This window comes from Aerococcus sp. 150760013-2 (genome assembly GCF_053627715.1).
On sequence record NZ_JBSEYI010000013.1, the window covers coordinates 15,830 to 28,215 of the forward strand.

A 12,386-nucleotide genomic window follows, 5' to 3' on the forward strand; every position below is an offset into this window, starting at 1 on the left:
CGAATCCTTGATAATGAGCTCGGATGTGCGAACGCTAGCGAGGCAGTCTAACTTTAACTGTTAGCTCCTGCCGAAGATCGTCACATCCGAGGAGGCTCATTGTCAAGGACAATCGGAATAGTATACGGAAAGAAGTTCTGCACATTATAAAATTTGTCAAAAAAACTGTTGCCATTTCAACATAAAAACTTCCACTAATATTAAAAGGAGTAAACTTAATTTTAAGATTAAGTGACTCCTTTTTATTATGCAAACAGGGGTATGTTTGTGGGAACTGGTCAATTAGAGTAAGGCTGTTAGGTTGGATAGGGAAATTATCAAACTTATGAAGGAAGTAGTCAGCGCTTGAGTATAGGTGCACTTACCATTACTTTTAGAGCTTTTATATAAGCTTGAATTCATAGCCTACATTGATAGTTTTGAACATGTAGGCTTATGTTTATTTTATATTCCTTATGTGACTTTAGCAGTTATGACGGTATCGGTAATCGTTGTTTACCTAGTTGAATTTCTTTTATCCTAAATTAAAAGACTCAGTATGTCAGCTTTTCGCTGACTTACTGAGTCTTTTGCTTTATTTAAAAATAGTGACTAAAGCTTGAATAGCTTGGTCAATTTCATCAAGCTCTAGCCCAGCATAACCTAAAATGTAACTTTGGTCGAAGCTGTTCTTTAATTTAGCGTAGTGGTTGACCGGTTGTAAGCGGATCTTATTTTCAGCTAGCCTAGCTTGAATCACGTCAGTCGGTGGAATCTCACCCTCAATGTTAATAATAAAGAAAAGTCCAGCCCCTGCTTCCTTAATGGTTAGGGGGAGTTGGCTTTGGTGAAGCGCTGCTAGAACCGCTTTTTCCTTACGACGGTAATTAGTCCGCAGGCTATTAATATATTTAGGGAAATGGGCAGAATTGAGAAAATCAGTCATTAAATATTGCTCAAAGCTGGAAATACCACTGGTTTTTAATTTAGCTTGATGGAATTTATTCATTAATTGATCGGGTAAAACTAAATAAGACATCTTAAAAATTGACCCCATACTTTGACGAAAGGCCCCTAATAAAATGACACGCTCTTGGTCGTCTAGACTAGTCAAAGCAGGAACAGGACGGCCCTTAAGGCGGAACTCATTATAGTAGTCATTTTCAATAATATAACGGTTTTCTGCCTGATAGGCCCATTTTAATAAACGCTGACGTCGACGCATCCCCATGATAATGCCGGTGGGAAACTGATGGTTAGGAGTAGTAATCACGATGTTAGCTGATGTAGTCTCCAAATCTTTAACTGAGAAACCATATTTATCAATTGGAATTCGAATCGTCTTTTGCTGATAGTCTGTAAAGACATCTAAATTTTTATAATAGCCAGGATCTTCTAAGGCATAGATTGAATCGCCTAATAAGGCAAATAGCGTCTGTAAGCTAGCCTTATGACCACCTGTAATGATGATATTGTCAGCTGAAGTCATCACTCCCCGGTATTTACGTAAATAATTAGCAATAGCCAATCGTAAAGGGAGCGCACCCAAGTCTTCTTTTAAATTACAATTAACCATGCTTCTTGCTAGAGCGTCGGGTGCATACTGCAATAATTGTTTGGGTTTTAAAGTAGTCATATCACGGTTGGCAAAGTGAAAATCATAAGTATATTGGCTGGCTTCACTTATTTTAGCATGCTCATGTTTTAGTGGCTTTGTCTCAATTTCCTCAGAGGGCAACATATCAATTGCAAGTAAATCCACAAAATAGCCAGATCTTTCCCTCGGCACTATATAGCCTTCATCAGTCAGTTGGTCATAAGCGTTAATGACCGTATTAAGACTGACTTTTAAATGATCTGCCAAGGCCCGCCGTGAGGGTAATTGGTCACCACTTTTTAAATGTCCTTGGGCAATTTGCCGGATGACTTCATCAACTATTTGTAAGTAGAGGTGTTGGTCTTCGTTAAAGTTCACCGTAAACATGTTTTCTCTCCCCTCGTATTATTCATTTTATTCATTATACATAAAAAACTATCTGGACCCATAAAAATATCCATTTTTGCATCTTAAGAAACATCCAAAAGACTGTTAAAGTGAAGACATTATTTATAAAGGAGCAATCAAAATGAAACGATCAATTGAAGAAGTACATAAACAATTAGCTGGTGGCGTAATCATGGACGTGGTAAATGTGGAGCAAGCTAAAATTGCTGAAGCAGCTGGTGCCGTAGCGATCATGGCTTTAGAAAGAGTTCCTGCAGACATTCGAGCTGCTGGTGGTGTTAGTCGGATGAGTGACCCTCAAATGATAAAAGAAATTCAAGCAGCAGTTTCTATACCAGTCATGGCGAAAGTAAGAATTGGTCACTTTGTCGAAGCTCAAATCTTAGAAAGTTTACAAATTGACTATATTGATGAGTCAGAAGTCTTATCAGTAGCTGATCATGTTTATCATATTGATAAACAACAATTTGAAACTCCTTTCGTTTGTGGCGCTAGAGATTTAGGTGAAGCTTTACGCCGTATTCAAGAAGGGGCTAAAATGATTCGTACTAAAGGTGAAGCAGGAACGGGGGATGTCAGTCAAGCGGTTACCCACTTAAGAAAAATCCATGAACAAATCCGCTATGTGGCTTCGTTACAAGATGATGAGCTCTTTAACCAAGCTAAGGAATTAGGCGTCTCTTATGATTTATTAAAGCAAGTCCATGATACTGGTAAATTACCAGTGTTGAACTTTTCAGCTGGTGGGGTGGCAACACCTGCTGATGCAGCTTTAATGGTGCAATTAGGTGCTGAAGGCGTTTTCGTTGGTTCAGGTATTTTCAAATCAGGTAATCCAGAAAAACGTGCCAAATCCGTAGTTGAAGCAGTAGCCAATTACAAAAATGCTGCCAAATTAGTCGAAATCTCAACTGATTTAGGCGAAGCGATGGTAGGTATTAATGAAGACGAAATTAAAGTCATCATGTCTAACCGTTAACCATTAAAAACAAGGGGTTCAAAAGTCAGTGGGATTGTTCTACTGACTTTTTTATTTTGTCCTAGGCCGTCTTGAAACTCTTCTTCCGTGGGGGGTTATCGAGGAGTTACTTAATACCACTCTGCTGTATCTAAATATAAACGCTCAATAAAAGCAAAAAGGTTCATTAAAAATCTTTATTTTAATCACAGTATAAATCTTCTTGCTTGGTCTCATATTTATTTTAATAGATTGTTAAACTTTTCACAAATTCATTGTAAACCCACCAGCTTTGCGATAAAATTAATTTATAAGAAAAGGAGAGTGTTTTCATGAGAGAAAAATTTTTAGTAAAAGATTATGTTAATAATGACTATAAAGATATCGTATTCAATCGTCGTTCATGCCGTCGATTTGACCCTAGTCAAAATATCAGTCGTGATGAAATCGTCGAAATGTTAGATGAAGCGACAATTACACCATCCGCATGTAACTTACAATCATGGCACTTTGTCGTCGTTGATAATGAAGAAGCTCGTAACAAAGTCAAAGCAGTCACGATGCCGTTTAACTATCCCCAATTAGAAACAGCACCAGTTACAATCTTTATATTAGGCGATACTCACTCACATAAAGTTTATCGCGAAGTTTGGACCAAAGTGTATGAAGAGGGCAAAATTACCAAAGAAAAATTAGACGCCATCTTCAATTCATTTTTACCAATGTATGAGAAAGCTGATCGCGACTTTTTAATTAAAGATGCTACCTTAGACAGTTCAATGTTAGCAATGCAATTATTATTGGTTGCTAGAGCACACGGATATGAAGCGAATGCATGGGCAGGCTATAATTCAAAAGACTTAGTTGCAACTTTAAACCTTGATAATGAGCGTTTCGTGCCTATTATGGCAATTTCAATTGGTAAACCAGGCGAAGAACCACTTGAATCAACACGTTATGATGTGAATTCTAAAATTAACTTTCTAGCATAAAAATTGGCTCTTTGTCAAATAAGGTTGATGAAGGATCATGCTAAGATCAAGCGACGAATAACGTTGCTTGATCTTTTTTCTTTGATTCGGGTTCATAAAGACGAGTCATGAGTAAGATTCTGTCTCTAAAATGGCTATAGTTTCGATAGCCATAGGCATTCCGTTTTAGTACTTTAATCTTATTGTTGATGCCCTCTAAGGGACCATTAGTCAAACCTGTGTAAACAAAACAATTGTGGATAGGTTTCTGATACTTTCTAAAGGTTCTTAAGACACGCTTTAATCCTGATGAGATCTTCAGCTGATTCGCTTGAATCAGGGTGGTTTCGAATCGTTTCCAGTTTTTTAAGCGATACGCTTGGCCTAATTGCTTTAGCAATACAATACCTTGATTAAGGATAATGCTTGTATCATCGAGCTTTGAACTTTACCAGATGGTGATGAGATAAAGAGCGGTAATGAGTCCGAGTAACGTTATAAATTAGAATTTATAGTGATGATTATCTGAAGGTGCACTACGAAATTGAGCAAAAGAATTGGAGTGACAGTATGCATTTAAAAGATTTTTACTTCCAAAATATACAAAAGAATGAATATCATTATCGTTTTTACGATTCGATTGAGAACGTTAATAATGTTTACAATAAATTTAGTGGGTATACGGAAGTAGAAGATTATGAATTTGAGGTGTATGATGCAGAGGAAGCGATAACAAAGTTTAGGGAATTATGCCAGCCAGATGTAGATTTTTCTGGCAGTGAAAATAAATGTTGGTTTTATCTTATGTCGTATTATTTATACAAAGTAGGATATGTGATAAAAGAATTTCCTAGATTATTGGCACGACCACCTGTTGCACCTAGGGACTTTACTTATGGAGAAATTAGGAACAGAATTATTGCAGAGGGACATGATGATAATGGGACTGTTCGATATGCTGTCAGAAGAACATTTGTTGCAAGGTTGACATTTGAACAGAAATCAACCTATGTTGATATAGATGATTCAATCAATCAAAAGTTTATTGAGATATCAAACCGACAAGCATCATTCAATAATATGAGTACAGATGAAAAACTTGCAGAGATAGCAAATTTAATAGAAAGTTTATTAAAGAAGAACGGTAAGTTTCTTGAACTTGATTATTCTACGATTTGTTTTGATTATATTTCTAACGATGAAGTAAAAAGCTATAGAAATAAAATGCATTGTTTTAGGCATGCCACAGATGATGCAATATCGGAAAGAAAAACCTATTCGGAAGAACAAAAAAGCTTCTTTGTTGATTACGGATTGACCATTGTTAAAGTAATACATTCTTTGCTAGAATAAAAACTGAGTAGACAAGTTTTTTCGGGACAAACATGATTCCAACTGTCGGAGGCAATTTTTCAAATCGGATAAAGGAACTGATATCTTCCAACATACGAAAGTCCACAGTAGATATGTCCCCTCAAAGAGAATTTAGTAAAAAAAGAAAATGGAGATTGTCCTTTGACAGCTATGAATTCATCTCAAAATATGTTGAAGCGATGGTGTTGTTGACAAAGATGGTTGATTAAAAACTTGATAATATAAGGCTGTTAATGGAAATGATAAAAGTGTTGAACGTGTATATGATATTCGAAGCTTTTACTGCTTAATTGACTTTTTTCGTAATAGTTCAATAAAAGATGCTTCAGTATTTTTACGGGTGACACTAGTTTTGACGATTATTTTATGTTTAATTGTGGGGAACGTTTACATTACATTTGTTTATGGAATATATCACATATGATATAATGGAGAAAACTGACAGGAGGTATTTCCATGAAATGGCAAGGGCGCAAACGTAGTGGTAATGTAAAAGACTTGCGTGGTCGAAACACCGGAAGTGGTGGGTTAGGTGGTTTGGGACAAGGGCGATCCGGAGGTAGAATACCTATTCAGCTTCCAGGTGGTCGCGGGTCTTCAACTGGAGGCAGAAGCTTAGGTTGCGGTTCGATTATCTTAATGCTGATTATATTCTTTGTATTTGGTGGGACATCTTTATTAGGTGGCAACCAGTCTAGTTCAAGTAATAATCAATCGAGCGATCAAACCAGTCAGGTAGATGTACAATTACCAGGACAAATGGAATCGAATACGCAAATTCAAGCAAATCCTAATAGTCAAGTCAGTTTACCAAAGACTGGATCCACAGATAGTGACACAGTTACTGAAGATGAGTTGGCTGAATTTGTTTCTGTTATCCTTTATGATACCGAAGAATATTGGACACAAGCATTTTCTGAAGCTGGATATACATATAAGGCGCCAGATTTGGTCATCTTTGAGGATGCTGTGAATTCATCTTGTGGGTATAATACATCTGAAGTTGGACCTTTCTATTGTCCAACGGATGAAACTATTTATATCGACTTAGATTTCTATAATCAACTTGTTAAAAATTATGGAGGCGGTGGTGATTTTGCTATGGCCTATGTAATCGCCCATGAAGTAGGTCACCATGTCCAACAGCAACTTGGCCTTTCCAACCAGGTTAGACAAATTCAGTCTGAAGTAGGTCAAACTGAACAAAATCAATGGACTGTACGGATGGAATTACAAGCTGATTATCTTGCTGGTGTATGGGCACATAACGTCGTTGAGAATGATTGGATGGAAGCAGGGGACCTTGAAGAAGGATTAAACGCAGCTTATCACATTGGTGATGACGTCTTGCAAGAAAAAGCTTATGGCCGTACGATGCCCGACTCTTTCACCCATGGTACTGCTGAGCAACGGCAAAAATGGTTTAAGAAAGGGTTAGAAGCAGGCGACTTGTCACAATGGGATACCTACAATATAAGCTACGATAGCTTATAGATTTGACATGATATTCCTAGCGTTTCAATGATCGATGGATAAAATGGATTTATCTTGACTGTTCCTTAAACAAAAATGAACAGTACGGAATTAAAAAATAAATAATAGATAAGGGCCTCCTAAAGTTAGTTTTGTCTGCTAGCTTCAGGGGGCCCGTATAGTTTAACAACAAATGTATATTTTTCATGAACTCTCTAGCACGCAGGCAACTTTAGGGCTGATTGGATAAGGAAAATAAATATTAAATTCAATAAATAGTAAAAATTAAAGATATAAAAAACTAAGCAATCAAATGATTACTTGGAAATTTTCTCATCAGCCTGATTTGACGAAAAGCTCATTAAAGGTAGGTATTAAAGCAATTGTTTTAGGTCTGATACGGTGACTTGTAATACTTTACGGATGAAAGGATATTTTTCTTTCATTTCGTCAAAGTATGGGCCTTCTGTTAGAAATTCGCCTTTACCATTAATGCGGAAGCCGGTTCCTTGGTAGTTGTTAAAGCCTTCTACTTGGCGGGCTGCTAAGGTTAAAATTAACTGATCATTTACTGCAAGGTCTTCTTCAGTTGATGTCATACCTGCTGCTGGGATTAGAATAATATCCTCTTCTTTAGTGACTAAGTAGGAGTTCCACGTGCATGTAACATGTGGGTCAGTGTTTCCCCAAGAGGTGATAGAAACGGCACCTTCATAATTTAATACATCATAAAATTTTTCAGTAAACATAGTCATGATCTCCTTATCATTCAATTATATTATCTCGTTATTATACCACCTTACTCAGGACTACTGTCTTAAACTTTATGTAAGCATTTTAGACAAATGAAGATTATTTTCAATAAAGAACCCCTACTAGTGACCGTTATGGCTAGCTAGTAGGGTCTTTTGATTTTTTTTGAAGAAGGGTTTATTGAATGATATGAATTATTGAAGTAATTCTTTAAAGGCGTCCACAAGCGGTGTTAGCGGTTTGCCTAATACTTTTTCAAAGTCGTCTGATTGTACATCTAATACACCATTTTTGATGTCTCCTTGAATCGCTAGGAAGAAGCCTGCTACTGGTTCTGGTAATTGATTGTCAGTTAGATTTTTAACGAATGCTCCGTCGTTAGTTTCTAGAGGGGCAATTTCTTTACCTGTTGCTTCTGCTAGTGCTTTAGTTAAAGTCGCGTAGTCTACTGGTTTACCAGATAATTCTAGGATTTCAGGGAACGTTTTTTCGCCAGCTAAAACGATCGCAGCTGCTTCAGCATATTCGCGACGTAATGCCCAACCAGCTTTACCATTTTCAGCGGTGTATAATAGTTCACCACTGTTTAAAGCTGCACCTACTAGCGGTAGTTCATTTTCCAAGTACCAGTTATTTCTTAAAATTGTAAAAGGAATGCCGGATGCTTTGATGGCTTTTTCGGTATAACGGTGGTCAGTTGCTAGATCAGCAGAAGATTGGTCTGCATTGGCGAAGCTAGTATAGGTGATAAAGCTAACGCCAGCTTCTTTGGCTGCATCAATTGCATTTTGATGTTCTTCTTGACGAGTGCCAGGTGCTGATGAAACTAGTAATAAGCGGTCAATACCTGTGAAGGCAGCTTTTAAAGATGCTTTATCTAAGTAATCGCCGATGTGTACTGTATAGCCAGCTTCAGCAAGTGGCGCAGCTTTTTCTTCGCTACGTGCTAAGATGTGGATATCTGATACGGGAACTAATGTATTTAATTTGTCTAATGCGTGGCCACCAAAGGCACCTGTTGCGCCAGTTACTAAATATTTCATGAATAAACACTCCTTTTTCTAACCTGTAATAAATAAAGTTACAGGTTAATCGTAGTGTATGTGCTATAATAAGTCAAGAGAAAAGGGGTGGGATATTCAGATGAAATATTCTGTAAAGTTTAGTGATGCTATTCATATTTTAGTTTATATCGAGATGCTTCAAGGTACAGACTTATCAAGTGAAGTGATTGCCAAAAGTGTGAATGCTAATCCCGTTTCTGTTAGACGCATTATGAGTAGCCTAAAAAAGGCCGACCTAATTACTAGCCAATCTGGTAAGGCAAATCCAAAGTTAGGCAGAGATCCCGAAAATATTTCTTTTTATGATATTTATCAAGCTATCGATGAAGAACAGCAAATATTCCGTGTAGATGAGAAAACAGCACCTGCCTGTATCGTAGGCGGTAATATCCAGGGTGTTTTAGCGGAAAAATATGATCAATTGCAACGTAGCGTCGAATTGGAGATGCAACAAATCAACTTAGGAGATATTATCCATTCCGTCTCTCAAAGTGCCAATCAATCTGAATTAAACGACGAAGAAACCAAGCAAATACTTCAACGATTTTTATAAAAATAAGCTAAGTCGATAATACTTGTAGGTGGTATTTATGATGATAGGTTTCTCATAAAGCTTTAAACAACCCGTTTATTCTTTGGAATCGAAGGTGTTAATATAATCATCACAGGTTTAGAAAAAGTATCAGCAGTAATTTAATGAGTAAGTAAAAGTTGCGGAGAGATTACCTGTAAGCAAGAATTAAGTTAATGAAGGTATAAAATTAATTTTTAAAAAGTTATGCGCTACATCTTATTAATATAGTGAATTACGCTTAACAAAAAATTTAAAATGAAAAAACAATTAAATATAAAAGGTTGACTTATCATCAAAATGACATTATCATATATCTAAATTGATATATGCAATACGCGATGATGGGATAAGTATTTTATGACCCTTGCTGAGAGAGCCTATGTGTGGTGGAAGTAGGTCAAGGAGATTAGAAGAAAATGGTCTTGGAGTATAATAGTTTAAGCCTAATATAGGTGAGGATTATTCGGGAGCCCCCGTTACAGGGAAAGAGTACAATGATTTTTTAGCGTACTCTGTGAGTTTATATTAGCAATAATATAATAAATTAAGGTGGTACCATGAAGTAGCTTTCATCCTTTGCATAAGCAAGGGATGGAAGCTTTTTTGATGAAAAAATGATAAAATCGGGGGAAATTATTATGACAAAAGCCTATAAAATTGAGACACAAGCCATTCACGCTGCCCAAACGATTGATGAAACAGGGTCACGTGCTGTTCCTCTACACCAAACAACAGCTTATGTTTTTGATGATGTAACGCAAGGAGCTAATCGTTTTGCCTTAACAGAAGGTGGCAATATTTATACGCGAATCACAAATCCTACTCAGGGCGTCTTTGAAGGTAGAGTGGCTGCTTTAGAAGGTGGTTCAGCTGGTTTGGCTGTCGCTTCGGGTATGGCCGCTATTTCTTATGCTATTCAAGTTTTAGCTAAAGCAGGAGACCACATTGTAGCGACAGCTAACCTATATGGCGGAAGCCACAACTTATTTGAACATACTTTCAAGGACTTCGGTATCGATGTGACGATAGTAGATACGAGTGATTTAGCGAATGTGGACCAAGCTATTCAAGACAATACCAAGGCTGTATTTGTAGAAACAATCGGCAATCCGGCTGGTAATATTGAAGATATTAGTGGCTTAGCTGAAGTAGCGCATAAATATGGTATTCCATTAATCGTTGATAATACTTTTGCAACACCTTATCTAGCGCGACCTATTGAACATGGTGCAGATATCGTTGTCCATTCAGCGACTAAATTTATTGGTGGTCACGGTACTTCAATTGGTGGGGTAATTGTAGAAAGTGGACAGTTTGACTGGAAACAAAATGATAAGTTCCCAGGCTTAAGTCAAGCAGATCCAACTTATAATGATCTTGTTTTCGCAGATGCCTTTGGCCCAGCAGCATATACTACAAAAATTCGTGCGACGCTATTACGTGATACTGGGGCTTCAATTTCACCTTTTAATGCTTGGTTATTAGTTCAAGGCTTAGAATCATTACATGTACGTATGGATCGTCATGTTGAAAATGCAGAGAAAGTGGCTACATTCTTAGCACAACATGACAAAGTAGAATGGGTTGATTATGCGGGATTAGAAAGTAGCCCATATTATAGCTTAAAAGAAAAATACTTACCTCTAGGGGCAGGTTCAATCTTTACCTTTGGTGTTAAAGGTGGCTATGAAGGTGGGGTCAAATTCATTGAAAATCTAGAATTATTCTCTCTATTAGCGAATGTTGGAGATGCTAAATCATTAGTGGTTCACCCGGCTTCAATGACTCATAGTCAATTAACTGAAGAAGAATTAGCAGATGGTGGCATTAAACCTGAAACAATCCGTTTATCTATCGGAATTGAAAATGTAGATGATATCATAGCTGACTTAGATAAAGCATTAGCTGCGATTTAACGACTTAGTAATAGATAGATTGATGTAGGAACAATTTTATATGTTATGCAGGCTATAATTGAATAGATTATAGCCTTTTTTATCCCCAAAAATAGTATTCGCAATTATGCATATTACAATATAAAACATACAATCATACTTTCAATAATTTGAGAAAAATGAACTATAAAAAGTTAGATAAGTTTAGGATGCTAGAGGACTGCTATAGAGGTTTAATTTTGGAAATAGAACGCGAATAATTATACTACGGTATATTATGTTGGTTTGTTGTTGGGATAGTTGGGATTATCACTGGTGATATTAGTAAAGGTACAGCGACTGGCTTTCCATTATTTTTAATATTAGCCTTTTTCGATGAACTTCTGATAAAATGGGTTAAACAAATGGTTGCGACTATAAAAAATCGAGACCTGTAAAAGGAGCCCATCATGAACGAAGGTAATAAAAGAAGTAATATTCAAATTGGTAGCCAGGTAAAAATTGTTCAAAAACAGGACCAACGATCTGGAAAATTAACAGAGGGTATTGTGAGTAAAATCCTGACAAACTCTCAAAACCATCCACATGGTATTAAAGTCATGCTAGAAGATGGTACCGTTGGCCGAGTAAAGGAAATATTATAATTGAGATAAAACTTTCAAATAATTAGGAAGCTAGGTATCTACAACCTTAGTGGATACCTAGCTTTTTTATTGTTGCTTCATTTAATTTATAATTTGGTGCTTGATTTGGAAGAAATGGTATATATTATATTTAAGTTAAGTGATAGTTGAAATCTAAATTCGCGCTGTAGTATTATTTGGCTAAATTTATGACCATTGTTTTTGTTGGTGTATGAAGCGAGAAAAGTCTTGTGAAGTTATAGTAAGGAGAAAAGTTATGGTCAAAAGTTTAAATAATGAAAAAAAAGTAAAAGGGATGCTCAATATAGATCGTTATTGATACATCAGTAAAAAGAAAAAATAGAACATTTTCTGATTTTACAATCGAGTAGAAATTCTTATAAAAGAATGAAGAAATATTCTTGTATATCACTGTAGATACTTATTGGGAAGTTCAACTACTGAGAGGGGGAGAAAAATATGCTCACATATAAAGTTGATGAAGAAGTTGCTTTGCGATTGTTTAATGAGGATGAGACTGAAGTACTTTATCAATTAGCGATTAATTCGAAAACATACTTAAAAGAGTGTCTTGGATGGCTGGATAATTTTCGTTTGTCAAATTAAGTTAGATAAATCCTGTCCGTCTGTACAAGTAAAAGTAATAGACAGAAACCTTCATCAAGGTTTCTGTCTATTGCTTTTATTCTAGTTATT

At 36.4% G+C, this 12,386-nt stretch carries 12 protein-coding genes and 1 other annotated feature; of the genes, 8 read left to right on the top strand and 4 right to left on the bottom strand.

All coding sequences use genetic code 11. The features are described 5' to 3' along the window. Positions 1 to 574: 574 nt before the first annotated feature. Positions 575 to 1,963 carry a MocR-like pyridoxine biosynthesis transcription factor PdxR gene (pdxR, locus tag ACUW85_RS07760; RefSeq protein WP_182023088.1) on the bottom strand — a complete coding sequence of 463 codons (1,389 nt, stop codon included), beginning with the start codon at positions 1,961 to 1,963 and terminating at the stop codon, positions 575 to 577. A 142-nt stretch (positions 1,964 to 2,105) separates the two neighbouring features. Here pdxR and pdxS point away from each other — a divergent pair, with 142 nt between their 5' ends. Then, positions 2,106 to 2,963, top strand: a complete 858-nt coding sequence (pdxS, locus tag ACUW85_RS07765; RefSeq protein WP_149256569.1) for a pyridoxal 5'-phosphate synthase lyase subunit PdxS — start codon at positions 2,106 to 2,108, stop codon at positions 2,961 to 2,963. A gap of 311 nt (positions 2,964 to 3,274) precedes the next feature. Next, entirely contained in the window at positions 3,275 to 3,934 is a 660-nt protein-coding gene (locus ACUW85_RS07770; protein WP_149256568.1) for a nitroreductase family protein, read from the top strand. 46 nt (positions 3,935 to 3,980) lie between these two features. On the opposite strand, the gene ACUW85_RS07775 is transcribed toward ACUW85_RS07770, so the two are convergent. Then, entirely contained in the window at positions 3,981 to 4,313 is a 333-nt protein-coding gene (locus ACUW85_RS07775; protein WP_149256567.1) for a transposase, read from the bottom strand. 170 nt (positions 4,314 to 4,483) lie between these two features. Here ACUW85_RS07775 and ACUW85_RS07780 point away from each other — a divergent pair, with 170 nt between their 5' ends. Together ACUW85_RS07780 and ypfJ are read left to right on the top strand one after the other, a co-directional pair. Continuing rightward, positions 4,484 to 5,266 carry a hypothetical protein gene (locus ACUW85_RS07780; RefSeq protein WP_182023089.1) on the top strand — a complete coding sequence of 261 codons (783 nt, stop codon included), beginning with the start codon at positions 4,484 to 4,486 and terminating at the stop codon, positions 5,264 to 5,266. Positions 5,267 to 5,743: 477 nt separating this feature from the next. Continuing rightward, a complete protein-coding gene (ypfJ, locus tag ACUW85_RS07785) occupies positions 5,744 to 6,781 on the top strand; it encodes a KPN_02809 family neutral zinc metallopeptidase (RefSeq protein ID WP_182023090.1) in 1,038 nt (345 codons plus the stop codon). 353 nt (positions 6,782 to 7,134) lie between these two features. Here the strand turns inward: ypfJ and ACUW85_RS07790 are convergent, their stop codons facing one another. Both ACUW85_RS07790 and ACUW85_RS07795 read right to left on the bottom strand, forming a co-directional pair. Next, positions 7,135 to 7,509, bottom strand: a complete 375-nt coding sequence (locus tag ACUW85_RS07790) for a pyridoxamine 5'-phosphate oxidase family protein (protein ID WP_048728285.1) — start codon at positions 7,507 to 7,509, stop codon at positions 7,135 to 7,137. 198 nt (positions 7,510 to 7,707) lie between these two features. Then, complete coding sequence (locus tag ACUW85_RS07795; protein ID WP_182023091.1) at positions 7,708 to 8,556, bottom strand: SDR family oxidoreductase; 849 nt, start codon at positions 8,554 to 8,556, stop codon at positions 7,708 to 7,710. Positions 8,557 to 8,656: 100 nt separating this feature from the next. Between ACUW85_RS07795 and ACUW85_RS07800 the strand changes: the two genes are divergently transcribed. The 4 genes from ACUW85_RS07800 to ACUW85_RS07815 all read left to right on the top strand — a co-directional run bounded on the left by ACUW85_RS07800 (position 8,657) and on the right by ACUW85_RS07815 (position 12,296). Further along, positions 8,657 to 9,130: an Rrf2 family transcriptional regulator gene (locus ACUW85_RS07800; protein ID WP_069286530.1), complete on the top strand. Its 474-nt coding sequence runs from the start codon at positions 8,657 to 8,659 to the stop codon at positions 9,128 to 9,130. A gap of 350 nt (positions 9,131 to 9,480) precedes the next feature. Next, positions 9,481 to 9,731: a binding site (T-box leader), on the top strand. A 58-nt stretch (positions 9,732 to 9,789) separates the two neighbouring features. Beyond that, the gene (locus tag ACUW85_RS07805) at positions 9,790 to 11,067 is read left to right on the top strand and encodes an O-acetylhomoserine aminocarboxypropyltransferase/cysteine synthase family protein (protein ID WP_182023092.1); all 1,278 of its coding nucleotides are present in this window, start codon (positions 9,790 to 9,792) and stop codon (positions 11,065 to 11,067) included. 428 nt (positions 11,068 to 11,495) lie between these two features. Continuing rightward, a complete protein-coding gene (locus ACUW85_RS07810) occupies positions 11,496 to 11,690 on the top strand; it encodes a YwbE family protein (protein WP_026465311.1) in 195 nt (64 codons plus the stop codon). Between the two features lie 459 nt (positions 11,691 to 12,149). Next, positions 12,150 to 12,296: a hypothetical protein gene (locus ACUW85_RS07815; RefSeq protein ID WP_157850755.1), complete on the top strand. Its 147-nt coding sequence runs from the start codon at positions 12,150 to 12,152 to the stop codon at positions 12,294 to 12,296. Positions 12,297 to 12,386: the final 90 nt, after the last annotated feature.